Consider the following 26,309-nt stretch of genomic DNA (forward strand, 5'->3'; position numbering starts at 1 on the left):
CGCATCCCGGTAGGGGCAACTCCAGGGAGGAGGCCGGATGACTGACGCTTCAGCGCGTGGCGCGCGGCCGCAGGAATTCGAGAAGGTACTGACGGGCAGCGACACTTCGATCGCGAGGTTCGAAACGCACGAGCGCTCCGGTATCGAAAGGGTGCAGCATTTCCTGCACTCCAGCCCGGCAGCGGTTCCCCTTATCGTCCTGATAGTATCGTTGCTGGTGTTCGCAACGGTTATCGGCGGCAAGTTCTTTTCAGCCTTTTCGTTGACGCTGATCCTGCAACAGGTGGCCATTGTCGGCATTATCGGCGCTGCCCAGACCCTCGTCATCCTGACAGCAGGCATCGACCTTTCGGTGGGCGCGATCATGGTGCTGTCATCGGTGGTGATGGGCCAGTTCACTTTCCGTTACGGGTTGCCGGCACCGTTAGCCATTTTGTGCGGCTTTGCCGTCGGCGCAGCGTGCGGTTATCTCAACGGCTGGCTCGTGGCGCGTATGAAGCTCCCGCCATTCATCGTCACCCTCGGCACCTGGCAGATCGTGCTGGCGGCCAATTTCCTCTATTCGGCCAACGAAACCATTCGCGCCCAGGACATCGAAACGCAGGCGCCGATACTTCAATTCTTTGGTGAGAGCGTCCGGGTCGGCAACGCCGTCTTCACCTATGGCGTCATCGTCATGGTTCTGCTCGTTCTGTTGCTCTGGTATGTGCTCAATCACACCGCATGGGGCCGTCACGTCTACGCGGTTGGCGACGATCCGGAGGCCGCCGAACTGTCGGGCGTCAATGTCGGCAGGATGTTGATCTCCGTCTACGTCATCGCCGGGCTGATTTGCGCGCTGGCGGGATGGGCCTTGATCGGCCGCATCGGATCGGTGTCGCCGACCTCCGGTCAATTCGCCAATATCGAATCGATCACGGCGGTGGTGATCGGCGGCGTCTCGTTGTTCGGCGGGCGCGGCTCGATCCTCGGCATGCTGTTCGGCGCATTGATCGTGGGCGTCTTTTCGCTGGCGCTCAGGCTGATCGGTACAGATCCGCAATGGACCTATCTGTTGATCGGTGTTCTCATCATCGTCGCGGTCGCGGTTGACCAGTGGATCAGGAAGGTGGCTGGCTGATGACGAAGGAACCCATCCTCACCGCTCGCGGACTGGTCAAGCGCTATGGCCGCGTAACCGCTTTGGACAACGCCGATTTCGATCTCTACCCCGGCGAAATCCTCGCCGTGATCGGTGACAACGGTGCTGGCAAGTCCTCGCTCATCAAGGCGATCTCGGGTGCTGTCACGCCAGATGAAGGCGAAATCAGGCTGGACGGCCAGCCTGTTTCCTTCAAGTCGCCGATGGAAGCGCGCAATGCCGGCATCGAAACGGTCTATCAGAACCTGGCGCTGTCGCCGGCGCTTTCGATAGCCGACAACATGTTCCTTGGCCGCGAGATTCGTAGGCCCGGTTTCATGGGCAACTGGTTGCGCATGCTGGATCGGCCCGCGATGGAGAAGCGGGCGCGTGAAAAGCTGACGGAACTTGGCCTGATGACCATCCAGAACATCAGCCAGGCGGTCGAAACGCTGTCCGGCGGCCAGCGTCAGGGCGTTGCAGTGGCTCGCGCCGCAGCTTTCGGCTCCAAGATGGTCATCATGGACGAACCGACGGCAGCGCTCGGCGTCAAGGAATCCCGGCGGGTGCTGGAACTCATCCTCGACGTCAAGAAGCGCGGCTTGCCGATCGTGCTGATCTCCCACAACATGCCGCACGTCTTCGAGGTTGCGGACCGCATCCATATCCACCGGCTCGGACGGCGCCTGACCGTCATCGATCCGAAGCAGTACACCATGTCCGACGCCGTGGCCTTCATGACCGGTGCAAAGTCGCCGCCGGAAGCTGCCTTGGCTGCTTGATCCGGCAAAAAGCGGTGGGGGATTTGCATTCCTAGGTAAGTTAAATCGATTGAATAATTGCGTTTGCCGGTTAATATCGGCGATGGAGAAGGCACCATCAGCGCAACCGGCACGGGTGGGTCGAATTCCAAGCGTCGAGAGGTGACATGACGCAAATCATGACAGCCGAAGTTCCCACACCGCTCCCGATAGACTCCGACCCAAAGACGCTTGCCGCTGAAGTGCTCAATGCGCTTAAGTATCGGCTTGGCAAGGACATGACCGTTGCCACCCAGCACGACTGGCTGACCGCCTCGATCACGGTGGTACGCGACCGCATAATTGACCACTGGATCGGCGGCACCAAGGAGGCTTACGACCGGAAGGAAAAGCGGGTTTATTACCTGTCGCTGGAATTCCTGATCGGACGCCTGATGCGGGATTCCTTCTCCAATCTCGGGTTGATGGACAACATGCGCGCGGCGCTGTCGTCGTTGGGCGTCGATCTCGATGTCATCGCCGCGCTGGAGCCTGATGCAGCGCTTGGCAATGGCGGGCTTGGCCGCCTCGCAGCCTGCTTCATGGAATCGATGGCTAGTGTCGGCATCCCGGCACACGGCTACGGCATCCGCTATGCAAATGGCATGTTCAGGCAGGAAATTCAGGACGGCTGGCAGGTCGAACTGCCCGAAACCTGGCTCGATCATGGCAATCCGTGGGAATTCGAACGGCGCGAGCGTTCGTTCGAGGTCGGCTTCGGCGGTTCGGTCGAATCCATCACGTGCAGTGACGGCCGGCTGGAGCGGCATGTGTGGAAGCCGACCGAACATGTCCTGGCAGTCGCCTACGACACGCCGGTGGTGGGTTGGCGGGTAAACCGCGTCAACACTTTGAGGCTGTGGGCCGGCATGCCGGTCGATCCGATCCTGCTCGACCGCTTCAACGCGGGCGATCACATTGGTGCTTTGGCCGAAAGCAACAAAGCCGATGCCTTGTCGCGGGTGCTCTACCCGGCGGATTCGCACAAAGAAGGCCAGGAACTGCGGCTAAGGCAGGAGTATTTCTTTTCCACCGCGTCGTTGCAGGACATTTTGCAGCGGCATCTCAGCCAATATGGCGATCTGAAATCGCTCCCCGACAAGGCGGCGATCCATCTCAACGATACCCATCCGGCAATCGCCGTGCCCGAACTGATGCGGCTGTTGATGGATGTGCACGGCATCGACTTCGACCAGGCATGGGATATCACCAAGCGCACCTTCGCCTACACAAACCATACGCTTTTGCCGGAAGCGCTGGAAAGCTGGCCGGTGCCGCTGTTTGAACGCCTTTTGCCGCGCCATATGCAGATCATCTATGCCATCAACGCCCAGGTGCTGTTGGAAGCCCGCGCCAGCAACCGCTTTTCGGGTGAGCAGGTCGCCGCGATCTCGCTGATCCAGGAAAACGGCGAGCGGCGCGTACGCATGGGCAATCTGGCCTATGTCGGCTCACATTCGATCAACGGCGTATCGGCTCTTCATACCGACCTGATGAAGGAGACGGTCTTTGCTGACCTGCACCGGCTTTATCCCGACCGCATCAATAACAAGACCAACGGCATCACGCCGCGACGCTGGCTGATCCAGTGCAATCCGGACCTGACCGCATTGGTGCGTGAGGCGATCGGCGACCGCTTCCTCGACGACATCGAGGCGATCAAGGATCTGGACGCGTTTGCGGAAGATGCGGCATTTCGCGAGAAATTTGCCGCTGTTAAGCGCCTGAACAAGGCACGGCTCGCCAATCTGGCCACCGAACGGCTCGGCATCAGGGTCGATCCGTCGGCGCTCTTCGATATCCAGATCAAGCGCATCCACGAATACAAGCGCCAACTCCTCAACGTACTGGAAGCCGTTGCCCTGTACGATCAGATCAGGTCGCATCCGGAGCGGGACTGGATGCCGCGCGTCAAGTTCTTCGGTGGCAAGGCGGCGCCCAGCTATCACAATGCCAAGCTCATCATAAAGCTGATCAACGACGTCGCCAGGGTCATCAATCACGATCCGTCGGTGCGCGGTTTGCTCAAGATGGTGTTCGTGCCGAACTACAATGTCAGCACAGCCGAAATCATGATGCCGGCTGCTGACCTGTCTGAGCAGATTTCGACCGCCGGCATGGAGGCATCGGGCACCGGCAACATGAAGTTCGCGTTGAACGGTGCGCTGACCATAGGCACGCTGGACGGTGCCAATGTCGAGATCAGGGAGCATGTCGGCGACAACAATATCTTCATTTTCGGCCTGAAAGCCAACGAGGTCGCGGAGCGTCGCGCCAACGGCTATGCGCCACGTCCTGTCATCGATGCTTCGCCGGAATTGAGGCAGGCTGTGGCCGCCATCGCCTCAGGCGTCTTCTCGCCTGACGACCCGCAACGCTATCGCGCCCTGATGGACGATCTCTACAATACCGACTGGTTCATGGTTGCCGCCGATTTTGACGCCTACGCCGCCATGCAGCGCGAGGTGGATTGTGTCTGGCGCAATGGCCCGCAATGGTATGCGAGAGCGATCCGCAACGTCGCGCGCGTCGGCTGGTTTTCCTCCGACCGCACGATACGCCAATACGCCAAAGACATCTGGAACGTGCCAGCTTGATGTGATTGCATTGACCGGTGACCAAGGTCATCAGGAGGAACAGTTTGACCAAGACGCCGCGCGCGACGACAGCGCCAAGCGAGCCGGAGGGGGCGGCCGCGGCGAGTGATGTCGCGGCGATTGTCGCCGGCACGCATGGCAATCCGTTCGCGGTGCTTGGCATCCAGCAAATCGGCAAATCGCTTTATACACGCTGTTTCGTGCCCAATGCGGACTTCGTCACGGCCCATACGTTGGCGGGCAAGAATGCCGGAGAGCTTGTGCACCGCGACGGCGCTGGTTTCTTCGAAGGCAAGCTCAGTATCCGCAAGCGCCAGCCGCTACGCTATCATGCCCGCAATGCGGTCGGTGACTGGTGGCTGACTGACCCCTACTCTTTCGGGCCGGTGCTCGGCCCGATGGACGACTATTATATCGCCGAAGGATCGCATCTTCGCCTTTTCGACAAGCTTGGCGCGCATGCCATCGACCATGAGGGCACAAGCGGCATGCATTTTGCGGTCTGGGCTCCGAATGCACGCCGCGTTTCAGTCGTTGGCGACTTCAACAACTGGGATGGTCGCCAGCATGTCATGCGGGATCGCCATGATACCGGCATATGGGAAATCTTCGTACCCGACATCGGCGCGGGCAGGCCGTACAAATATGAAATCATCGGTTCGCAGGGGGCGCCGCTGCCGCTGAAAGCCGATCCGTTCGCCTTCAAGTCGGAACTGCGTCCGGCGACGGCCTCCGTGACGGCCTCGCCGTTTTCTCATCGATGGGGGGATGAAGCGCATCGTTCCTTCTGGAGGAAGGCCGACCACCGGCGCGAGGCCATCTCGATCTACGAGGTTCACGCCGGTTCATGGCAGCGCCACGATGACGGCACGTTCCTGTCCTGGGATGAATTGGCTGACCGGCTCATCCCTTATGCGGTGGACATAGGCTTCACCCATATCGAGTTCATGCCGATCTCCGAACACCCCTACGATCCTTCATGGGGCTATCAGACAACTGGCCTTTATGCTCCGACGGCGCGTTTCGGCGATCCGGACGGCTTTGCGCGCTTCGTCGACGGCGCCCATCGGGCCGGCGTCGGCGTCATCCTCGATTGGGTGCCGGCACATTTTCCGGTGGACGAGCATGGGCTGGCCAAGTTCGACGGAACCGCCCTCTACGAGCATGCCGATCCGCGCAAGGGCTTCCATCCCGACTGGAACACGCTGATCTACAATTTCGGCCGCCGCGAAGTCGTGTCCTTCCTCGTCAACAACGCCCTTTACTGGGCGGAGAAATATCATGTCGACGGCCTGCGCGTGGATGCCGTGGCCTCGATGCTTTACCTCGATTATTCGCGCAAGGCCGGGGAGTGGCTTCCGAACGAGAAGGGCGGGCGCGAAAACCTGGAGGCCGTTGCCTTCCTGCAGAAGATGAACAAGGAACTCTACGGCCATCATCCCGGCGTCATGACCATCGCCGAGGAATCGACTTCATGGCCTAAGGTTTCGCAGCCCGTTCATGAAGGCGGGCTCGGCTTCGGCTTCAAGTGGAACATGGGCTTCATGCACGACACGCTGGAGTATTTGTCCAAGGAGCCCGTCCACCGCAAATACCATCACAACGAACTTACCTTCGGGCTGATGTATGCCTTCAGCGAGAATTTCGTGCTGCCGCTTTCCCATGATGAAGTTGTGCACGGCAAAGGTACGCTCCTTGCCAAGATGGCCGGCGACGACTGGCAGAAATTTGCGACGCTTCGGGCATATTACGCCTTCATGTGGGGCTATCCCGGCAAGAAGCTGTTGTTCATGGGGCAGGAATTCGCGCAGCGGCGCGAGTGGAGCGAGGAACGACCGCTGGACTGGGACCTGCTCGATCATGCGCCTCATAGAGGCGTGCGGCAGGTGGTGCGCGACCTCAACTATCTTTATCGGTCACGCCCGGCGCTCCATGCGCGCGATTGCGAGCCGGAAGGCTTTTCCTGGCTGATCGTCGACGACAGCGAAAACTCCGTCTTCGCATGGCTGCGCAAGGCGCCGGGCGGGAACCCGATTGCCGTCATCTCGAATTTCACGCCCGTGCCTCGCGAGAACTATCGCGTGCCGCTGCCTAGTGCAGGAATCTGGCGCGAAATCGTCAACACCGATGCCGCCGATTATGGTGGCACTGGCATAGGCAATGGCGGTGTCATACGGGCGACGGGCCAGCGCGATGGCGCTTCGGCAACCATGGTCCTTCCGCCGCTGGCAACGATCATGCTTGAGTTCATTTCGGATTGAGGGTCTTGGGAGGCTGTAAATGGTGGAGACGAAACGGACCCAGCCGCTGGCGCGTGACGCCATGGCCTATGTGCTGGCGGGAGGGCGTGGCAGCCGCCTGAAGGAACTGACCGACCGGCGCGCCAAGCCGGCGGTCTATTTCGGCGGCAAGACCCGCATCATCGACTTTGCGCTTTCCAATGCGCTGAATTCTGGCATTCGCCGGCTCGGCGTGGCCACCCAATACAAGGCGCACTCGCTGATCCGCCACCTGCAGCGTGGCTGGAACTTCCTGAGACCGGAGAGAAACGAAAGCTTCGATATCCTGCCGGCCAGCCAGCGCGTTTCCGAAACGCAATGGTATGAAGGCACCGCCGACGCCGTCTACCAGAACATCGACATCATCGAGAGCTACGGCCCCGAATTCATGGTGATCCTGGCCGGCGATCACATCTACAAGATGGATTACGAACTCATGCTGCGCCAGCATGTCGATGCCGGCGCGGATGTCACCGTAGGTTGCCTTGAGGTTCCACGCATGGAAGCCACTGGTTTTGGCGTCATGCATGTCGACAAGAAGGACAACATCATCTCCTTCATCGAAAAGCCGGCTGATCCACCCGGCATTCCCGACAAGCCCGACCATGCGCTGGCCTCGATGGGCATCTATGTCTTCCGCACGAAATTCCTTATGGATCTGCTGCGCAAGGACGCGGCCGATCCGAATTCGAGTCGCGATTTCGGCAAGGACATCATTCCCCAGATCGTCAAGGACGGGAAGGCTGTGGCGCACCGTTTCGCCAAATCCTGCGTGCGCTCCAGTATGGAAGCCCAGCCCTATTGGCGCGACGTCGGAACCATCGATGCTTACTGGGAAGCCAATATCGATCTGACCGATATCACACCGGAACTCGATCTCTACGACAGCGACTGGCCGATCTGGACTTATGCGGAATTGAAGCCGCCGGCAAAATTCGTGCACGACGAAGATGGCCGGCGCGGCATGGCGGTTTCCTCGCTGGTGTCGGGCGACTGCATCGTTTCGGGCGCATCTTTGAAGCGCAGCCTGATCTTTACCGGCGCGCGCATCAATTCCTATTCCACGCTTGATCATGTCGTCATGCTGCCGGACTGCGTGGTTGGCCGTAACGCGCGGCTAAAGAATGTCGTGATCGACCATGGCGTCGAGATTCCTGAAGGCCTTGTCGTCGGCGAGGACCCGGTTCGCGATGCCAAACGCTTCCGCGTCTCCGAAAGGGGTATATGCCTGATCACGCAGCCGATGATCGACAAGCTGGGGCTGTAAGCGCATGCAGGTTCTCTCGGTCACGCCGGAGATTTTCCCACTGATCAAGACCGGCGGGCTTGCTGACGTGGCTGGGGCATTGCCCATTGCACTGGCAGGCAAGGGCGTCACGATGCGCTCGCTCGTGCCCGGCTATCCTGCGGTGATGGCTTTATTCAAAAAGGGAAAGCCTGTCCTGCAATATGCCGAGCTTCATGGTGGCAAGGCAAATGTCCACGCCGCCAGGATCGGTGGACTTGATCTGTTTGTCGTCGATGCGCCGCATCTGTTCGACCGCCCGGGCGGCCCCTATGGCGATGCGACTGGTGCCGACTGGCACGACAATTGGCGCCGCTTCGCCGCGCTTGGTCGTATCGGCGGCGACATCGCCGCCGGTGCCGTTCGAGGTTACCAGCCTGATATCGTGCATGCCCATGACTGGCAGGCTGCGATGACGCTGGCTTACATGCGCTACGGCAAAGCCGCGGGTGTTCCGTCTATGATCACGGTACACAACCTTGCCTTCCAGGGGAGATTCGGTACGGGCATTTTCGGCGAACTTGGCTTGCCTGCCGAAGCGATGACGCTCGACGGGGTCGAGTATTATGGTGGCGTCGGCTTCCTCAAAGCTGGCTTGCAGGCGGCGTGGGCGATTACCACGGTGAGCCCGACCTATGCCCAGGAAATTCGCACGCCTGAATTCGGCATGGGGCTGGACGGATTGATCAATATGCGCGCGGCCGACCTCTACGGTATTGCCAACGGTATCGATGTCGATATCTGGAACCCGGCCACCGACAGGGAATTGGTCGCGGCTTATGCGACCAAGACATTGAAAGCGCGTAAGGCGAACAAGGCAGCGGTTGAGGAGCGCTTTTCCCTCGACAGCGATACCAGCCCCATTGTTTGCGTGGTCAGCCGTCTCACCTGGCAAAAGGGCATCGATACCTTGGCGGCGGTCGTCGATGGCATCGTCGCTGCCGGCGTCAGGCTGGCGATCCTCGGCTCTGGCGATGCCGGGCTGGAGGGCGCGCTGCTTGCTGCCGCCGCCCGCCATCGCGGGCGTGTCGGCGTTGTTGTCGGTTATGACGAGGGGCTGTCACATCTGATGCAGGGCGGTTGCGACGCCATCATCATTCCGTCCCGGTTCGAGCCTTGCGGGCTGACCCAGCTTTACGGCTTGCGCTACGGATGCGTACCGCTCGTTGCCCGAACCGGCGGGTTGGCCGACACGATCATCGACGCCAATGATGCAGCCCTTTCGGCTGGCGTTGCGACCGGTTTCCAGTTTGCGCCGAACGACGTGGAAGCCCTGTTGCATGCCATCCGCCGGGTGGTCGACGCTTACGGAAATTCATCGATATGGACCACGATCCAGAGGCAAGGCATGAAGGCAGATGTCTCGTGGGATCGAAGTGCTGCCAAATACGTTGATCTCTATCGCATGCTTGTCTCCGCAAAGGCCGATCGACCATGATACGCACCGTCGCCACCAAACCTTATGACGATCAAAAGCCTGGAACGTCCGGCTTGCGCAAGAAGGTGCCGGTGTTCCAGCAGGAACATTACGCGGAGAATTTCATTCAATCGATCTTCGATGCCCTGGAGGGGTTCAAGGGCAAGACCCTGGTGCTCGGCGGAGATGGCCGCTTCTACAATCGCGAGGTTATCCAGAAGGTGATCGGCATCGCCGCTGCCAACGGCTTCGGCAAGGTGATGGTGGGTCAGGGCGGCATACTGTCGACACCGGCAGCATCGAATCTCATCCGCAAGTACAAGGCCTTCGGCGGCATCATCCTGTCGGCCAGCCATAATCCGGGCGGCCCGCATGAGGATTTCGGCATCAAGTACAACGCCGAGAATGGCGGACCCGCGCCGGAGAGGATCACCGATGCGATCTTCGCAAAGTCGAAGACGATCAGGGAATACAAGATCGTCGATATAGGTGAAATCGACATCGATAAGCTGGGAACAGTACAGGCTGGCGGAATGACCGTGGAGGTCATCGATCCAGTTAAAGACTACGCCGGATTGATGGAAAGTCTGTTCGATTTCAATGCTTTGAGGAAGCTTTTTGAATCAGGCTTTCACATGCGTTTCGATTCCATGCATGCCGTTACGGGCCCATATGGCAAGGAGATTCTGGAAAACCGCCTCGGCGCCGCCAAAGGCACTTGCCGCAACTTCAAGCCGCTGCCGGATTTCGGCGGTCACCACCCCGATCCGAACCTTGTTCACGCCAAGCACCTCTATGACGAGATGATGGGCGCGGATGCGCCGGACTTCGGCGCGGCCTCGGACGGCGACGGCGACCGCAACCTGATCATCGGCAAGGGCATATTCGTAACGCCGTCGGATTCGGTCGCCATGCTTGCGGCCAACGCCACCGTTGCCCCCGGCTACAGGAAGGGCCTTGCCGGTATCGCCCGCTCCATGCCGACCAGCGGGGCCGCCGATCGCGTGGCGGAAAAGCTCGGTATCGGCATCTATGAAACGCCGACCGGCTGGAAGTTCTTCGGCAATCTGCTCGACGCCGGCATGGCCACCATCTGCGGCGAGGAAAGCGCCGGCACCGGCTCCAACCACGTGCGCGAGAAGGACGGGCTTTGGGCCGTGCTTTTGTGGCTCTCCATCATCGCCGTGCGGGGCGAGAGCGTGAAGGAGATCGTGACCAAGCATTGGGCTACCTATGGCCGCAACTACTATTCCCGCCACGACTACGAGGAGGTCGAGACCGAGCGCGCCAACGCGCTGATAACCGCATTGCGCGGCAAGCTTGCCTCTTTGCCGGGAACCAAGGTACGCGGCCTCACCGTCGCCAAGGCGGACGACTTCGCCTATCACGATCCGGTCGACGGCTCGGTCAGCGAGCATCAGGGCATTCGCGTGCTGTTCGAAGGTGGCTCGCGCGTCGTCTTCCGGTTGTCGGGCACAGGTACAAGCGGCGCGACGTTGCGCGTCTACATTGAACGCTACGAGCCGGATGCGTCAAAGCATGACATTGAGACGCAGCAGGCGCTTGCCGACCTGATCGCTGCCGCCGATGACATCGCCGGAATTCGGTCGCATACCGGCCGCGCCAAGCCGAGTGTCATCACCTGAATACCGCAACCGTTTCCAGCATATGTCCGCGTTTCGGCAGCCTTGTCCAAAAGGGCGGCATCCGCTTTGCCACCTGGTCCGGTGCGGCCGAGCGGCTTTGGGTGTCGATCTTCGACCAGAATGGAAATCACGAAATCGACAGGTTGGAACTCGCGCCGGAAGGCGATGGGGTCTTTGCGCTGTTCGCGGCAGGCTTGAAGGAAGGCACGCGCTATGGCCTGCGCGCGGACGGTCCCTATGCTCCCGAAAAGGGGCTCTGGTTCGACTCGGATAAATTGCTGGCCGATCCTTATGCGGTCGAGATCGACCGCCCTTATGCCTACGATCCTCGCCTGAGCGCCAATCGACGTGGAGGCGACACGGCGGCACTGATGCCGAAGGCCGTCGTGCGCGAACGCCTGCCTGAAACAGTGCCCGCGCCGCCGCTCTTTCGCCCCGGTGGCCTGACATATGAACTGTCCGTGCGCGCCTTCACCATGCGGCATCCTGATGTTCCGGCGCAGGATCGCGGTACTATCCGCGCGCTCGCCCATCCGGCGGTGATCGATCACCTTGTCCGGCTCGGCGTGTCTGCCGTCGAGTTGATGCCCGTCACGGCCTGGATCGACGAACGACATCTGCCTTCGCTCGGCCTTGCCAATGCCTGGGGCTACAATCCCGTCACCTTCATGGCGCTTGATCCGCGCCTTGCCCCTGGAGGGCCTGCCGATCTGCGCGACGCGGTGGCAGCGCTGCATCAGGCAGGGATCGGCGTCATCCTCGATCTGGTTTTCAACCACACCGCTGAGAGTGACGTGCTGGGGCCGACGCTGTCGCTGCGAGGCCTTGACAGCCATGCCTACTACCGGCACGCGGCTTGCGGCCAACTTGTCAACGACACCGGCACCGGCAACACGCTTCGTTGCGGGCATCCTGTCGTGCAGGAACTCATCCTGGATAGCCTGCGCCATTTCGTGCGGGCAACTGGCGTAGACGGCTTCCGCTTCGATCTCGCGCCGGTGCTGGGGCGAACTGGCAGCGGCGGCTTCGACGCCGACGCGCCGTTGCTGCAGGCGATCCGGTCCGATCCGCTGCTTTGCGACCGTATCCTGATCGCCGAGCCGTGGGATATCGGCCCCGGCGGCTACCAACTCGGCAACTTCAGGTCGCCTTTCCTTGAATGGAACGACAGGTTTCGCGACGATGTACGCCGTTTCTGGCGTGGCGACACTGGTATGGTGGGGGCATTGGCGACACGGCTTGCCGGCTCGTCGGACGTGTTTGCGAAAGAGAGCGCCGGATCGAGCCGAACGGTCAATTTCATCGCGGCGCATGACGGCATGACGTTGGCCGACCTCGTTGCCTATGAGCACAAGCACAACGAGGCCAATGGCGAGCAGAACCGCGACGGTCATGACGATAATTTGTCATGGAACAACGGCGTGGAAGGGGTCACGGTCGATCCAGAAATAGTGGCCCGCCGTGCCAACGATATTCGCGCCTTGCTGGCCATGCTGTTTGCCGCGCGCGGTACGATCATGCTGACCGCCGGTGATGAATTCGGCCGCAGTCAACAGGGCAACAACAACGCCTACGCCCAGGACAATGACTTGACCTGGCTGGATTGGGCAAGCCGCGACCAAGAGATGGAACGCTATGTCATGGCGCTCTCGACATTGCGCCGGTCGGTGCCAGCGCTGAATGAAACGGGCTTTCTGACTGGACAAGCGACGGCTGGCGAAACGGTTCCCGATGTCGAATGGCTCACCGAAACCGGAACCGCACTGCGGCAATCCGATTGGGAGGATGCGGACCGGCGGCGTTTGGTGATGATGCTGGAGCAGGGCACGGCCGAAGGCGGGAGGCTGGCCGTCATCGTCAATGGCGACATTGGAGCCTGCACATTTACGCTGCCGGAACGTCAGGGCTACAGTTGGACGGCGGCACTGGAAGCAGCATTCCAAGCGGTTCCGGGGCGAAGCGTGGCCTTCATGATCGAATTGAAAGAAGGTGCCGATGGCGATCACTGAAGCGGCCTTGTGGTGGCGCGGCTGCGCCATCTATCAGATATATCCGCGCTCGTTTCAGGATACGACCGGTGACGGCAGCGGCGATCTGCGCGGCGTTGCGCAACGCCTTGGCCACATAGCTTCGCTGGGCGTCGATGCGATCTGGCTCTCGCCGTTCTTCAAGTCGCCGATGGCGGACATGGGCTACGACGTGTCGGACTACTGTGCCGTCGATCCGATCTTCGGCACTATTGAGGATTTCGACGTCGTTGTTGCCGAGGCTCACCGGCTTGGCCTCAAGGTGATCATCGATCAGGTGCTGGCGCATTCGTCCGACAGGCACCCATGGTTCGTGGAGAGCCGGCTGAGCCGCGACAATGCGAAAGCAGACTGGTATTTGTGGGCCGACGCAAGGCCTGATGGCACGGCACCCAACAACTGGCTTTCAGTGTTCGGCGGGCCGGCATGGGAATGGGATTCAACCCGCCGCCAATACTACCAGCACAATTTCCTTGCCTCACAACCGGCGCTTAACTTCCACAACCCGCAGGTTCAGGACGCGCTTCTGGAAACCGTGCGTTTCTGGCTTGATCGCGGCGTCGATGGGTTTCGGCTCGATACGGTGAACTACTATTTCCAGGATCGTCGGCTGCGCAGCAATCCGCCTCTTGCAACAAGCCTGACAGGAACTGGCGCCGAGACGACCCCGTACCTCTACCAGCAGCATCTGTTCGACAAGACGCAGCCGGAGAACCTCGAGTTCCTGCAGCGCTTTCGCTCACTGCTCAATCGATACGACGACCGTGCCAGCGTCGGCGAAGTTGGTGATGAGGATCGTTCGCTGGAAACGCTCGCCGCATACACATCGGGCGGCGACAAGCTCAACATGTGCTATACATTTGATTTGCTCGGCCCCAAATTCTCGGCCGCGCATATCCGTAGCTGCGTCGAAGCTTTCGAGACAGCGGCTCCGGACGGCTGGCCCTGCTGGGCCTTCTCGAACCACGATGTCATGCGCCACGTCAGCCGCTGGACACTGCCGGGCGGCGATCCAGCGCTGCTCGCCAATTTTTCGATCGAACTGCTCTGTTGCCTGCGCGGGTCGATCTGTCTCTATCAAGGCGAGGAACTTGGTCTGGAGGAGGCAGAGATCGCCTTCGAGGACCTGCGTGATCCCTACGGCATCCGCTTCTGGCCCGGATTCAAGGGTCGTGACGGCGCGAGAACCCCGATGGTGTGGCAGCATGACACCGACCACGCCGCCTTTACGACAGGCAAGCCATGGCTGCCGATCCCTGCAGGCCATCGTGCCCTGGCCGTCGATGCGCAGATCGTCGACAAAGGCTCGGTCCTTCACCATTATCGCGCAACCCTGGCGTTGCGCAAACGTCATCCTGCGCTGATATCGGGGAGTATCCATTTCATAGATGGCGGAGACGATGTGCTCGCTTTTGTCCGCGAAGGCAGCGGCGAACGGCTGCTGTGTGTCTTCAATTTTGGCGCTTCACCGGCAAGATGGTCGCTGCCAGATGATCTGGGATCAGTCAGGGCAGTCGACTTCGCCGACTATGGTTCTGTAGTGCAGGGCGATGCGCTGTCGCTTGCGGGACAGCATGGTTTCATTGGCCGGTTAGAGCATCGGACCGAAAAGTGGAATCCGGTTTTCGGAGAATCCGATACTCAAACAAAGGGATAGGACGCCACTGTGCAGGCCTCAGGACGCACGGCGATCTTGAGTGATGCTGGCCGAGCCTACTGCACCAGAACGGAGCGGCCGCAGGTCGCGCCGGTCACGCGAATATCCGCCTGGCCGAGGCTGACCCCGAGCATGCCAAGGACAGTGTTGAGCAGCGTATCTACCGGCTCAGCTACGGTGCCCAGTGTTGCCACGACAGCTGGTTTCACAGCACCTAGTAAGCCAGTTACGTCGAGGCCGAGGCCGCCGGCGTTGACTGACAGGGAAAGATTGGCGGCTAGCGAGGTCGTGAGCGATTTCGTGAAGTCATGTGTCGAAACGGTCTTGGGCTTCCTTCCGTCGATATCGCTCCGGTCGAAGGTCAGTGTCTGAGGCGCCATGTTTTCGATGGCGGTGAAGGCCTGCCCCTTGACCTTCAGGAGGTCGAGCGAAAGCAGGAACAGCTTGATGCTGGCTTCCGCAATGGTAACTTCGTGGAACGACTGTGGTCTGGTGAAGTCTGCAAAACCGTTGCCGTCGCTTTCGGCCAGCCTGAGCGAGGCGACGCCAGGATTCGCGGCGACGGCAACCTTCACGCTGTCTGGTCTGCCCGTTGGGCAACTGATGTCAGACAGCCTGGCCTCGGCATGCGCCACTTCCACATGGAGCGGCAGCTTGACCGACAATAGCTTGATGCCGCTGCCGAGAGCGGAGGTGCCTGGACTGACGGTGGCGGTGAGCTTGATGCGCGTCTGGGCAGTGCGCACAACCGCTCCTGCTTCCCCCACCGCCAGCCAGGGTGAGAATTGCTCCGGCTCGCCGATGGCAAGGTCGAGAGTTGCGGACGCCAGTCCCGGCACGGTGACGCCGAGATCGACTTCAACCTGGTGATTTCCGTTGGCGAGGGCGGCGCCGGCGGTCAGCATGCCGAGCGCGTTTGCCGCCACCGTCAGGCCTGCCGGCTTCTGGCCGAGCGCGAGATTGCCCACCGGACCGAGATCGACGAGGTGGCTAAGCGGAACCTTGACAGTGTTGGTCGCGCTTGCGGCGATGGTTTGCAGGGCTAGCTTGCTGGTGTGATCCAGACCCGGAACGCTGGCCATGGCCGCCGCGATCTGCCCGATGGCGGCCTCGGAAGCGAGCACGTCCGAATAGGTACCTCCGGTCAGGTGCAATTGGACAGCAAGCGCGTCGAAGAATGACAGCACGTCGATGTCGGCCGCGATGAGGGCGTTGTAGTCCATTATGTCGAGCTTGATATCGCCGCCGACCAATCCGCCCAGCAGGGCATTGACGATGCCGCCGTCGAGTTTCAGCAGCCTGGACCCGACTGAAAAAGCGGCTTCGGCTTTGGCGCTCGCAATCGCCGTGGTGCCGATCACCGGTGGCGCCATGATCGCGCCGCCGAAATAGAGATGACCCACCTTGCGCATGGACACCTGAACCGCGTTGTACGGCTGCTTGCCGACCTCAAACCGGCCCGGGGCCGCAACAGAAGCGTCGGCGACATATCTGCCCCTGGCAACTTCGGCCACCGCTCGCCCGGCAGAAGGCTGCACTGTGCTTCCCGCGCTGTGCAGGGTGACAGAGGACATGCCATTGTCCGCGAAGGTGGCAAGGACTGCGGCGTCGGCCTTGCCGATATTGGCTGCGGCGGTGATGGCGGCCAGATCGACCAGCGACTGCGCCTCGCGTCGCTCCGTGTAAAGAGCGCCCTCATCGACGGCAAAGGCGGTCAACGTGATGGCGACCGGCGCGCAAAGTGCGGTCATGACGGCAAAATTGGCCCGCCTGCCGGAAAGGAATCGCTGGCACAAATCCCGCACGGCTGAGGCCATGTCGTGGCGCATCACAATCCTCCAAGCCGGATGGTGGACGCCCGCTCGATTGTGGTACCGGGCATGGCAAGCCCGTTGAACAGGCCCCAGATCGGCAGGTTGCTGGCGTCGTAGCTGATTGACACCACGAACTGGCTGCCGTCGTTCGTGCTGTCTCTTGCCTCGACAACCAGTTTGTTCGCGTCGACGAAGGGATAGCCTCCAGCGTTTCGGTCGACAAAATCGATGACCAGCGCTTCGCGTTCCGGTGCCGACAGTCCTGCTATGGCGGTTCGGGCGGCGTCGGCCGCGAGCTGTTGAATGGAATGGCTTGCTCCGAAGTAGATTCCATATGCAACCATTCCGAGCAGCAACAGGATAAGAATAGGCGAAAGGATGGCAAATTCCACAGCTGCTGTCGCCGAGCTGTTTTGATGAAAATGGGCAGATAAGTGGTTGTCTGGTAAAAAGTTTTGCATTCTGGAACGCTAGGCTCGAATTCCGGTAGAAATCGCAAAGCGATATTGCAACCTGGTATTGTGATCAGGTTGCAATTTGAGGCTGCTGCAGTGGCTGGGCGTGTGCGAAACCCTGCATCACGTTGCGTCATGCACGACTTTGTTGAAATCGGATTTCGGGGTGACTAGTCTCCCCTCCACGAGCCGTGGGATTGGGAGTCCGCGGCGTGCTCATGGAAGCCGGATAAGCCGGCTCTGGAGATCTGATGTTCGAGCGGCGCCGTCGGTATGTGCGCCAAAAGGGAGAGTTGCATGCTCAAGAGAATGCTCAAGGCGACGGTGTTCGCCACAACACTGGCTTTGGCCGCGGGAACGTTCTACACGCCCGCTTTTGCCGAAGTCGTCTACAATCGCGGAAATTCCGCCGATCCGGAGTCGCTCGATCCACACAAGACCTCGACCGTCTACGAAGCCCACATCCTGCGCGATCTCTTCGAAGGCCTTGTCATGCAGGACAAGGACGCCAACCTCATCCCCGGTGCAGCCGAAAGCTGGACCGTTTCCGACGACGGCACCGTCTATACGTTCAAGCTGCGCAAGGGCGCGGTCTGGTCGGACGGCAGCGCGGTCACGGCAGATGATTTCGTCTATGCCTTCCGCCGTCTGGAAGACCCTGCGACCGGCGCTGAATACGCCTCCATGCTTTATGTCGTGAAGAACGGCGAAGCCGTCAACACCGGCAAGGTAAAGCCGGAAGAACTCGCCGTGAAGGCGGTGGACCCCGAGACCTTCGAGGTGACGCTCAACGCGCCGACGCCTTATTTCCTCGAAATGCTGACGCATCAGTCGACCTATCCGGTCAACAAGGCTGCCATCGACAAGCTCGGCGCGGACTGGATAAAGCCCGGCAACCTGGTCTCGAACGGCGCCTACACGCTGGCCGAGTTCACCCCCAACGATCACATCAAACTGGTCAAGAACCCCAAGTTCCACGACGCGGACAGCGTCAAGATCGACACGGTCAATTATATCCCGACCGAAGACCGTTCCACGGCGATCAAGCGCTTCGAAGCCGGCGAACTCGACACCAATGACGACATTCCGACCGAGCAGATGGCCGATCTGAAGGCCAAATTCGGCGATCAGCTCCGCATCGGGCCGTATCTCGGCACTTACTACTACTCGATCAAGACCGACAAGGCGCCTTGGGACAACGTAGAATTGCGCAATGCCATTTCCATGGCGATTGACCGCGATTTCCTGGCTGAGAAAGTCTGGCAGAACTCCATGTTGCCCGGCTATTCGATGGTCCCTCCCGGCATTGAAGGCTATACGTCCGCACTGGCCAAATTTGCCGACATGTCGCAGATCGACCGCGAGGACGAGGCGAAGAAAATTCTGGAGAAGCTTGGCTATACGCCGGAAAAGCCTCTCAAGATGGAAATCCGCTACAACACCTCCGAAAACCACAAAAACACCGCTGTCGCCATCCAGGAGCAGTTGAAGCCGCTTGGCGTCGAGGTGACTTTGCTCAACACCGACACCAAGACGCACTACTCCTTCCTGGAGCAGAAGGGCGATTATGATGTCGCTCGCGCTGGCTGGATCGCAGATTATAAGGATCCGGAAACTTTCCTTGGCATCTCTCGCAAGGCCAGCGGTAACAACTACTCGAACTACGACAGCCCTAAATTCGAGGAGTTGATGAACAAGGCGGCAGCGGATGGCGGTCAGCCGGAAGCGCGCCTGAAGGACCTTGCGGAAGCCGAGCGTGTACTGATTGACGATGTCGGTCAGATTCCACTGCTCTATTACTCCTACAAGAATCTCGTTTCGCCGAAGATCCACGGCTTCGAGGAGAACGTCATGGACGTTCATCCGACCCGCTTCGTCAGCAAGGACTGACCGCACAGGAGCCGCCGTTCCCAAGGGGCGGCGGCTTGTCCTTGCGAGTAAGGAGGGCCGGCTGTGCTGCTCTATGTATTGAGGCGGTTGTTGACCGCCATACCCACGATGTTCGTCATAGTGACGCTGGCATTCTTCCTGATACGCGTGGCCCCGGGCGGGCCGTTCAACCAGGAAAGAGGGCTCAGTCCCGAGATCAAGGCCAATCTGGAAGCTCAATTCGGACTGAACGATCCGCTGTGGCTGCAGTACGGCAACTACCTCAACAACCTTTTGCATGGCAATTTTGGACCGAGCTACAATCTTCCCGACTTTACGGTCGGCGAATTGTTCGCCAAAGGTCTGCCAATCTCGATCCAACTCGGCGCATCGGCGCTTATCCTCGCTCTTTTGCTAGGAACACTGCTGGGAACCGTCGCAGCCCTCAACCAGAACAAGGCGGCCGACTATTCCGTGATCGCGCTGGCCACGGCCGGCAGCACCATTCCCACCTTCGTCATTGCCCCGATAATCCAACTGGTATTCGGGTTGAGCTGGAAGTTGTTGCCCGTCGGGGGGTGGGGGGACGGTGCACTGCTCAACAAGATCGGCCCTGTGCTTACCCTGGCGCTGCCGCAGATCGCCATCGTCGCACGCCTGATGCGCGGATCGATGATCGAATCTCTGCGCTCTCACCACATTAGAACGGCGCGCGCGCTCGGCCTTTCAGACTGGTCTGTGGTGGTGCGGCATGCGCTGCGCGGAGCGGTTTTGCCTATCATCTCCTTCACCGGTCCTGCCGCAGCAGCGCTTTTGACAGGCTCGATCATTGTCGAGACAATTTTTTCTATTCCCGGTGTCGGCCGCTATTTCGTCGATGCGGCGCTCAATCGCGACTATACGCTGGTCATGGGCACCGTCGTGGTGATCGCCCTGTTCACCATCATATTCAACCTGATCGTCGACATCATGTATGCCGTGGTCGACCCGAGGGTGCGCTATGACTGACGCCGTCGTAGCCGCACCTGTCGTAGGGCGGTCACTATGGGGCGATGCGTGGGCGCGCCTCCAGGCCAACCGGGCCGCCATGTTCAGCCTCTACTATCTGATCTTCATGGGCATCATCTGCATTGTTGGCCCGTATTTTGTCCCGCATCAGTACACCACCATTTACCCCGACTATGTCCGTACCGCTCCCAGCCTTTCATCCTACCCCAAGTCTGACATGATCGAGACGACTCTCGCTGAGACGGTCAAGCGTATGCGCGTCGATGTGAAGGAGTGGCATCAGGAGGGCGAACGCGTATTCGTCACTGTCACCTCGTCGAAGGCGGTGGACGAGCGCAACGTGCGCTATATTGACCGGTCTGACACGTTCGACGACGCCAAGGTCGAAAGCAAATCAGCCGACGGCCTTGAAATGACGATGAGCGCTTCGATCAAGCAGCAATACTTCATCTTTGGAACCGACAATACGGGCCGCGACATGCTCTCGCGCACCTTGATGGCCGGCCGCATTTCGCTGGCCATAGGCCTCTTGGCCGGCTTCGTGGCGGTGACCATCGGCGTCGTCTATGGGGCGGCGGCCGGGTTCATCGGCGGCAAGGTGGACGAGGTGATGATGCGCGTCGTCGACGTGCTTTATTCGCTGCCGTTCATCTTCTTCGTCATCATGCTGGTGGTGTTCTTCGGGCGAAACTTCGTACTGATGTTCCTGGCGGTCGGTGCTGTGCTGTGGCTGGATATGGCGCGCATCGTGCGCGGCCAGGCACTGTCGATCCGGCGGCAGGAATATGTACAGGCGGCCGAGGCCATGGGGGTCCGCACTCGAGGCATCCTGATGCGCCATGTCATTCCGAACCTGCTCGGTCCTGTCGTCATCTACATGACGCTTCTGGTGCCGCACGTCATTATTCTGGAAAGCTTCCTGTCGTTCCTTGGATTGGGCGTGCAAGAGCCGATGACGAGTTGGGGCGTGCTGATCTCGGTCGGCGCCAAGAACATCGGCACGGCCAACTGGCTGCTGCTGTTTCCGGCATTCTTCCTGGTGTCGACGCTGTTTGCCTTGAATTTCGTCGGCGATGGACTGCGCGATGCCCTCGACCCCAAGGACCGTTGAACATGGCGGCTGCTGAGAAAATTCTCGAGGTCAAGGATCTGCGGGTCCGATTCCGCACTTTGGACGGTGATGTCGAGGCGGTGAAAGGCATCAATATTCATGTCGACGCCGGTGAGACGGTGGCAGTCGTCGGCGAATCGGGATCGGGCAAGAGCCAAACCATGATGGCGGCAATGAGCCTGCTCGCCTCGAATGGCGAGGCCTCGGGCGTGGTGGACTATCGCGGCCGCAACCTTCTCACATTGGGAAAGTCGGAACTCAACAAGGTTCGTGGCCGCAAGATCAGCATGATCTTTCAGGAGCCAATGACGTCGCTCGACCCGTTGTATTCGATCGGAAGCCAGTTGATCGAACCGATCCGCCACCATCGCGGGCTGAGTGTGACGGAAGCGGGCAAGGAGGCGTTGCGGCTGCTGCAACTGGTCCAGATTCCGGAACCGGAGCGGCGCATGAAGTCATATCCGCACGAAATGTCGGGTGGGCAGCGCCAGCGCGTCATGATCGCCATGGCGCTAGCCAACGACCCCGATATCCTCATTGCCGACGAACCGACGACGGCGCTTGACGTGACCATCCAGGCCCAAATTTTAACGCTGCTCGCCGAATTGCAGCGCAAGCTCGGCATGGCGATCGTCTTCATCACACACGATCTCGGCATTGTTCGGCGCTTCGCCGACCGGGTCTATGTCATGCGCAGCGGCGAAGTGGTAGAGGAAGGCGAGGCAGAGGCGCTGTTCGCCAATCCAAAGCACCGCTACACCCAGATGCTGTTGGCAGCAGAACCCACTGGTTCGAAGTTGCCGCCCGCGCCAGACGCGCCGGTTCTTCTCGAGGGCCGCAATGTTGAGGTGACGTTCAGGATCGGCGGTGGGTTGCTTGGTGGCCAGCCTTTGATGCTGCGCGCCGTTGACCATATTTCCATCCGCCTGAAAGAGAACCAGACCATCGGCATCGTCGGCGAATCCGGGTCAGGCAAGTCCACTCTAGGGCGGGCGTTGCTCAGGCTTTTACCCAGCGACGGCATCATTCGCTTCGGCGATCGTGATATTTCCGGCGCCGACCGCCAGGCGATGCGGCCACTACGCCGGGAACTGCAACTCGTGTTCCAGGACCCGTTCGGCTCGTTGTCGCCTCGCATGACGATAGGGCAGGTGGTGACAGAAGGTTTGCTGGTCCACGAACCGGACATCACCGGCAGGGAACGCGACCGCCGGGCGGTCGCAGCATTGCAGGAAGTGGGCCTCGATCCGGATACGCGAAACCGCTATCCGCACGAATTTTCGGGTGGCCAGAGGCAACGCATCGCCATTGCGCGCGCCATGATCCTGAAACCCAAGGTGGTCGTGCTGGATGAACCGACCTCGGCGCTGGATCGATCCGTGCAAAAGCAGATTGTCGATCTGCTGCGCAAGCTGCAGGCGGACAACGATCTGTCCTATTTGTTCATCAGCCACGATCTTGCGGTCGTGCGGGCCATGGCCGACTACATCATCGTTATGAAGCAGGGTCGCATCGTCGAGGAGGGACCGACGCAAGCCATCTTCGACAACCCGCAGGACCCCTATACGCAGACTTTGATGGCTGCTGCGATCGATTCGACACGGTTCCGGCTCAGCGCCTAGCCGATTAGGGGATGTGCCAATTTTCCTCAGGATTGATCTGGTCGGAGTGGCAGGATTTGAACCTGCGACCCCATCGTCCCGAACGATGTGCGCTACCAGGCTGCGCTACACTCCGCGACCAGACGCCGGGCTTATAACCCCCTGAATTTCTTCCTGCAAGCGGCATGACGGCACAATCTGCCGCTTGCTGTGGAATGTCGGCAAAGCTGGAATTGAGCCATCGGGATAACCGCCCCTTAAAGGCTTCCGTGCTAGGAGAATTGCCGCATGTGCGGTTCAAGGGGCCGCATTTTTACGCGGCTTGGAGCCTGTTCAATTGACTTTTACCATAACCGGAGAATCGCGGTCCAACACTTTCGCGTTTGAAACAACGGCGCTCATCAAGGCGTCGGGATTTCGCGAATACGATGCGCGCTGGTGGTTCGGGTATCCCGGATCGGGCAAGGCGCCCGAACTCAACCTGATCGGCGTGCAGGCCCTCGGGATGGGGCTGGCGACGCTGATGCGCCGTCTTGGAGTCGAGCCGGAAATCGTTACCGGGCATGATTTCCGCTCCTACTCGCTTGGCATCAAGCTGGCCCTCGTCTCCGGCCTTATGGCGGCCGGCGCCAAGGTCAAGGATGTGGGCCTTGCGGTCTCCCCGATGGCGTATTTTGCCCAGTTTGCATTGAATGTGCCATCAGTTGCCATGGTCACCGCCTCACATAATGAGAATGGCTGGACCGGGGTGAAAATGGGCGTGGAACGGCCGCTAACTTTCGGCCCCGATGAGATGGCGGCGCTCAAGAAGATCGTGCTCAGCGGAGACTTCGATCTGGTCGGCAGCGGTTCATACGAATTTGTCGAAGGCTTTCGCGAGATCTATCTGGCCGATCTTGTCGCGGGCAGGAACATCGGCCGCAAGCTCAAGGTCGTGGTGGCTTGTGGCAACGGGACCGCGGGCGCCTTCGCCCCGGAAGCGCTTGGCCGCATCGGTTGCGAAGTGGTTCCACTCGACGTCGAACTGGATCATAGCTTCCCGCGCTACAATCCCAATCCTGAAGACATGCAGATGCTGCACGCCATCCGTGACAAGGTGCTGCAAACGGGCGCCGATGTAGGGCTGGGTTTCGACGGCGACGGCGATCGCTGCGGAGTGGTCGACAACGAAGGCAACGAGATCTTTGCCGACAAGATCGGCGTCATGCTTGCCCGCGATATTTCCCGCGACAATCCAGGTTCGACCTTCGTTGTGGATGTAAAGTCGACAGGTCTGTTCAACACCGATCCCGTACTCAAGGCGAACGGTGCGGTGGCCGATTACTGGAAGACCGGTCATTCTTATATCAAGCGGCGCGTGGCCGAGCTTGGGGCAATCGCCGGCTTCGAGAAATCGGGCCACTTCTTTTTCAATCCGCCAATCGGGCGCGGGTACGATGACGGTCTGGTGACGGCGATTGCAGTTTGCCGAATGCTCGACCGTAATCCTGCCAAGAGCATGGCCGATCTCTATCGTGAATTGCCGCTGACCTACGGCACGCCGACGATGTCGGCGCATTGCGATGACGATGTGAAATATGATGTTGTCGAGCGCGTCACCGCTGGAATGGTGCAAATCAAGGCAGCAGGGAGAGCTTTTGCAAGCCAGCAGATCGTTGACCTGATCACAGTTAACGGTGTGCGCATAGTTGCCAAGGATGGCACCTGGGGGCTGGTGCGGGCATCCTCGAACAAGCCGGAGCTTGTTGTGGTGGTAGAAAGCCCGGTTTCGTCCGATCGCCGCCGCGAGATGTTCGAGGCGCTGGACGAAGTTTTGCGCCGCAATCCGGAGGTTGGCCCCTATAACCAGACATTCTGACGGTGAGAGGCGGCGAAATGGAAATGCAATGAGCGAACGCATCGTCAGTTTCATCATGAGTGGCGGCGTCGGCGCGCGCCTGTGGCCGCTGTCGCGCGAAGACAATCCCAAACAGTTCCATGACCTTTCTGGCGACGGTTCGATGCTGGCGAAGACAGTCCAGCGTCTCAAGGGGTGCGAGGAAGGCGAGACTCCAGTGTTTCTTATCGCCTCTGAGCGGCACGCGTCGAGGATTCATGCCGACCTGCGCGCTGACCCAGTATCTGGATGCGACGGCCGACAGCGATCAGTAGGGACTGGCGACGTCGCCGGTCTCGACATAGACCGACTTGATCTGCGAGTAGAGCTGAAGCGCGGCAAGCGAGTTCTCGCGACCGATACCGGACTGCTTGAAGCCGCCGAACGGCATTTCGACCGGAGTCAGGTTGTATGTGTTGATCCAGCAGGTGCCGGCCTTAAGCTCGTGGATGACGCGATGAGCGCGCGGCAAGTCCTTGGTGAAGACGCCGGCGGCAAGGCCGAATTCGGTGCCGTTGGCCCGTGAGACCACCTCGTCCTCATGTTCGAAGCAAAGCACGCTCATCACAGGTCCGAAGATTTCCTCGCGCGCTATGCGCATGTCGTCCCTGACGCCGGTGAACACCGTCGGCTCAATGAAGCAACCGCCGTCGAAACCCTGCAGCGAAGGGACGTTGCCGCCGCAGGCAAGCTTTGCACCTTCGTTTCGGCCTATTCCGATATAATCCACGACCTTGTCGCGTTGCGTCTTGTTGACGAGCGGACCCATCTGGGTTTCAGGATCGAGGGGGTCGCCGATGCGGATTTTCTTGGTGCGCTCCACAAGGCGCTCGACAAAGCGGTCGTGAACGCCTTTCTGAACGAACACGCGGGTGCCGTTCGAGCAGACTTGTCCGGTCGAATAGAAGTTGCCGAGCATGGCGCCGCCGATGGCGTTTTCGAGGTCCGCATCGTCAAAGACGATCAAAGGCGATTTGCCGCCGAGTTCCATGGTGGCATGCTTCATACCGGAGCCTGCCAGCGACAGCACCTTCTTGCCGGTTGGCACTGAACCCGTCACCGAAACCTTGGTGACGGCTTCATGTCCGACCAGGGCGGCACCGACATCGCCGTAGCCTTGCACGACATTGAACAACCCGTCCGGCAGGCCGGCCTCGGAGTATATCTCGGCCAGCGCCAGCGCCGAAAGCGGCGTGTTTTCCGACGGCTTGAACACCATGGCATTGCCCATCGCGAGCGCCGGGGCCGACTTCCAGCCGGCGATCTGGATAGGGTAGTTCCATGCGCCGATGCCGACGCACACGCCAAGTGGTTCGCGGCGCGTATAGGCGAACGGGCCGCCAAGGTCGATGAATTCGCCGTTGAAGGCGGCAATGGCGCCAGCGAAGAATTCCAGGCAATCCGCCGCTGAGGGGGCGTCGGCGACAAGCGTTTCCTGGATGGCCTTGCCGGTATCGAGCGTTTCGAGGCGTGCCAGTACGTTGTTGCGCTCGCGCAGGATATCGGCGGCCCGGCGCAGGATGCGACCGCGCTCAACAGGCTTCATGCGCGCCCACACGCCTTGCGCTTCACGGGCTGCCTCGACGGCCAGTTCGACGATATTGGGCGTTGCCGAATGCAGCGTTGCAATCGTCTCGCCTGTCGCCGGATAGATGACCGGCAATTCGGCACCGCGCTCGTCGTCGACATAGCGCCCGTTGATGTAGTGCGAGGCCGTGGGTTGGGCGCGCATTGTATCTCCAATTCG

17 protein-coding genes, 1 tRNA gene and 1 pseudogene are annotated in these 26,309 nt (G+C 60.2%); 15 read left to right on the plus strand and 4 right to left on the minus strand.

What is annotated here, in order from left to right:
* Window positions 1-37: 37 nt before the first annotated feature.
* From ASD64_RS10090 to ASD64_RS10130, 9 genes are all read left to right on the plus strand, one after another.
* Window positions 38-1,120: an ABC transporter permease gene (locus ASD64_RS10090; RefSeq protein ID WP_056104442.1), complete on the plus strand. Its 1,083-nt coding sequence runs from the start codon at window positions 38-40 to the stop codon at window positions 1,118-1,120.
* Window positions 1,120-1,902, plus strand: a complete 783-nt coding sequence (locus ASD64_RS10095; protein ID WP_056105036.1) for an ATP-binding cassette domain-containing protein — start codon at window positions 1,120-1,122, stop codon at window positions 1,900-1,902. The genes ASD64_RS10090 and ASD64_RS10095 overlap by 1 nt, the downstream gene beginning before the upstream one ends.
* A 146-nt stretch (window positions 1,903-2,048) precedes the next feature.
* A complete protein-coding gene (locus tag ASD64_RS10100; protein WP_056104445.1) occupies window positions 2,049-4,517 on the plus strand; it encodes a glycogen/starch/alpha-glucan phosphorylase in 2,469 nt (822 codons plus the stop codon).
* Window positions 4,518-4,561: 44 nt separating this feature from the next.
* Window positions 4,562-6,778, plus strand: a complete 2,217-nt coding sequence (gene glgB / locus ASD64_RS10105; protein ID WP_056105038.1) for a 1,4-alpha-glucan branching protein GlgB — start codon at window positions 4,562-4,564, stop codon at window positions 6,776-6,778.
* A gap of 19 nt (window positions 6,779-6,797) precedes the next feature.
* The gene (glgC, locus tag ASD64_RS10110) at window positions 6,798-8,063 is read left to right on the plus strand and encodes a glucose-1-phosphate adenylyltransferase (RefSeq protein WP_056104449.1); all 1,266 of its coding nucleotides are present in this window, start codon (window positions 6,798-6,800) and stop codon (window positions 8,061-8,063) included.
* Window positions 8,064-8,067: 4 nt separating this feature from the next.
* Window positions 8,068-9,519 (plus strand): glycogen synthase GlgA, encoded by a 1,452-nt coding sequence (glgA, locus tag ASD64_RS10115; RefSeq protein WP_056104452.1) that lies wholly within the window; start codon window positions 8,068-8,070, stop codon window positions 9,517-9,519.
* Window positions 9,516-11,144, plus strand: a complete 1,629-nt coding sequence (locus ASD64_RS10120) for an alpha-D-glucose phosphate-specific phosphoglucomutase (protein WP_056104455.1) — start codon at window positions 9,516-9,518, stop codon at window positions 11,142-11,144. The genes glgA and ASD64_RS10120 overlap by 4 nt, the downstream gene beginning before the upstream one ends.
* A 20-nt stretch (window positions 11,145-11,164) precedes the next feature.
* A complete protein-coding gene (gene glgX / locus ASD64_RS10125) occupies window positions 11,165-13,153 on the plus strand; it encodes a glycogen debranching protein GlgX (protein ID WP_056104457.1) in 1,989 nt (662 codons plus the stop codon).
* On the plus strand, window positions 13,140-14,828 hold the full coding sequence (locus tag ASD64_RS10130; protein ID WP_056104461.1) for an alpha-glucosidase family protein: 1,689 nt from the start codon (window positions 13,140-13,142) through the stop codon (window positions 14,826-14,828). Before glgX ends, ASD64_RS10130 begins: the two co-directional genes overlap by 14 nt.
* 56 nt (window positions 14,829-14,884) lie before the next feature.
* Here the strand turns inward: ASD64_RS10130 and ASD64_RS10135 are convergent, their stop codons facing one another.
* Together ASD64_RS10135 and ASD64_RS10140 are read right to left on the minus strand one after the other, a co-directional pair.
* Window positions 14,885-16,657, minus strand: coding sequence for a TadG family pilus assembly protein (locus tag ASD64_RS10135; protein ID WP_056104464.1), 1,773 nt, complete (start codon window positions 16,655-16,657; stop codon window positions 14,885-14,887).
* The gene (locus ASD64_RS10140) at window positions 16,657-17,103 is read right to left on the minus strand and encodes a TadE/TadG family type IV pilus assembly protein (protein ID WP_082549938.1); all 447 of its coding nucleotides are present in this window, start codon (window positions 17,101-17,103) and stop codon (window positions 16,657-16,659) included. Before ASD64_RS10140 ends, ASD64_RS10135 begins: the two co-directional genes overlap by 1 nt.
* 291 nt (window positions 17,104-17,394) lie before the next feature.
* On the opposite strand from ASD64_RS10140, the gene ASD64_RS10145 reads away from it, so the two are divergent.
* From ASD64_RS10145 to ASD64_RS10160, 4 genes are all read left to right on the plus strand, one after another.
* A complete protein-coding gene (locus ASD64_RS10145; protein ID WP_056104467.1) occupies window positions 17,395-18,987 on the plus strand; it encodes a peptide ABC transporter substrate-binding protein in 1,593 nt (530 codons plus the stop codon).
* Window positions 18,988-19,050: 63 nt separating this feature from the next.
* On the plus strand, window positions 19,051-19,974 hold the full coding sequence (locus ASD64_RS10150; RefSeq protein ID WP_056104475.1) for an ABC transporter permease subunit: 924 nt from the start codon (window positions 19,051-19,053) through the stop codon (window positions 19,972-19,974).
* A complete protein-coding gene (locus ASD64_RS10155) occupies window positions 19,967-21,085 on the plus strand; it encodes an ABC transporter permease (protein ID WP_056104479.1) in 1,119 nt (372 codons plus the stop codon). The genes ASD64_RS10150 and ASD64_RS10155 overlap by 8 nt, the downstream gene beginning before the upstream one ends.
* Window positions 21,086-21,087: 2 nt before the next feature.
* Window positions 21,088-22,707 carry an ABC transporter ATP-binding protein gene (locus ASD64_RS10160; RefSeq protein WP_056104483.1) on the plus strand — a complete coding sequence of 540 codons (1,620 nt, stop codon included), beginning with the start codon at window positions 21,088-21,090 and terminating at the stop codon, window positions 22,705-22,707.
* A 38-nt stretch (window positions 22,708-22,745) separates the two neighbouring features.
* Here the strand turns inward: ASD64_RS10160 and ASD64_RS10165 are convergent.
* Window positions 22,746-22,822: transfer RNA gene (locus ASD64_RS10165), tRNA-Pro, on the minus strand.
* A gap of 201 nt (window positions 22,823-23,023) precedes the next feature.
* Here ASD64_RS10165 and ASD64_RS10170 point away from each other — a divergent pair.
* Window positions 23,024-24,544 (plus strand): phosphomannomutase/phosphoglucomutase, encoded by a 1,521-nt coding sequence (locus ASD64_RS10170; RefSeq protein ID WP_056104486.1) that lies wholly within the window; start codon window positions 23,024-23,026, stop codon window positions 24,542-24,544.
* Window positions 24,545-24,572: 28 nt separating this feature from the next.
* Window positions 24,573-24,812, plus strand: a pseudogene (locus ASD64_RS20605) (sugar phosphate nucleotidyltransferase); the annotation flags it as partial.
* A gap of 18 nt (window positions 24,813-24,830) precedes the next feature.
* Here the strand turns inward: ASD64_RS20605 and betB are convergent.
* The gene (gene betB / locus ASD64_RS10175) at window positions 24,831-26,294 is read right to left on the minus strand and encodes a betaine-aldehyde dehydrogenase (protein WP_056104488.1); all 1,464 of its coding nucleotides are present in this window, start codon (window positions 26,292-26,294) and stop codon (window positions 24,831-24,833) included.
* Window positions 26,295-26,309: the final 15 nt, after the last annotated feature.

The organism is Mesorhizobium sp. Root157 (genome assembly GCF_001427385.1).
Lineage (GTDB): Bacteria > Pseudomonadota > Alphaproteobacteria > Rhizobiales > Rhizobiaceae > Mesorhizobium.

Excerpts from the sequence above, each read along its gene's own strand:
- ASD64_RS10135 (WP_056104464.1), bottom strand. The coding sequence starts at position 16,657 with ATGCGCCACGACATGGCCTCAGCCGTGCGGGATTTGTGCCAGCGATTC.
- betB (WP_056104488.1), bottom strand. The coding sequence starts at position 26,294 with ATGCGCGCCCAACCCACGGCCTCGCACTACATCAACGGGCGCTATGTC.
- ASD64_RS10130 (WP_056104461.1), top strand. The coding sequence starts at position 13,140 with ATGGCGATCACTGAAGCGGCCTTGTGGTGGCGCGGCTGCGCCATCTAT.
- ASD64_RS10160 (WP_056104483.1), top strand. The coding sequence starts at position 21,088 with ATGGCGGCTGCTGAGAAAATTCTCGAGGTCAAGGATCTGCGGGTCCGA.
- ASD64_RS10090 (WP_056104442.1), top strand. The coding sequence starts at position 38 with ATGACTGACGCTTCAGCGCGTGGCGCGCGGCCGCAGGAATTCGAGAAG.
- ASD64_RS10095 (WP_056105036.1), top strand. The coding sequence starts at position 1,120 with ATGACGAAGGAACCCATCCTCACCGCTCGCGGACTGGTCAAGCGCTAT.
- ASD64_RS10120 (WP_056104455.1), top strand. The coding sequence starts at position 9,516 with ATGATACGCACCGTCGCCACCAAACCTTATGACGATCAAAAGCCTGGA.
- ASD64_RS10100 (WP_056104445.1), top strand. The coding sequence starts at position 2,049 with ATGACGCAAATCATGACAGCCGAAGTTCCCACACCGCTCCCGATAGAC.
- ASD64_RS10145 (WP_056104467.1), top strand. The coding sequence starts at position 17,395 with ATGCTCAAGAGAATGCTCAAGGCGACGGTGTTCGCCACAACACTGGCT.
- ASD64_RS10140 (WP_082549938.1), bottom strand. The coding sequence starts at position 17,103 with ATGCAAAACTTTTTACCAGACAACCACTTATCTGCCCATTTTCATCAA.
- ASD64_RS10155 (WP_056104479.1), top strand. The coding sequence starts at position 19,967 with ATGACTGACGCCGTCGTAGCCGCACCTGTCGTAGGGCGGTCACTATGG.
- glgC (WP_056104449.1), top strand. The coding sequence starts at position 6,798 with ATGGTGGAGACGAAACGGACCCAGCCGCTGGCGCGTGACGCCATGGCC.
- glgA (WP_056104452.1), top strand. The coding sequence starts at position 8,068 with ATGCAGGTTCTCTCGGTCACGCCGGAGATTTTCCCACTGATCAAGACC.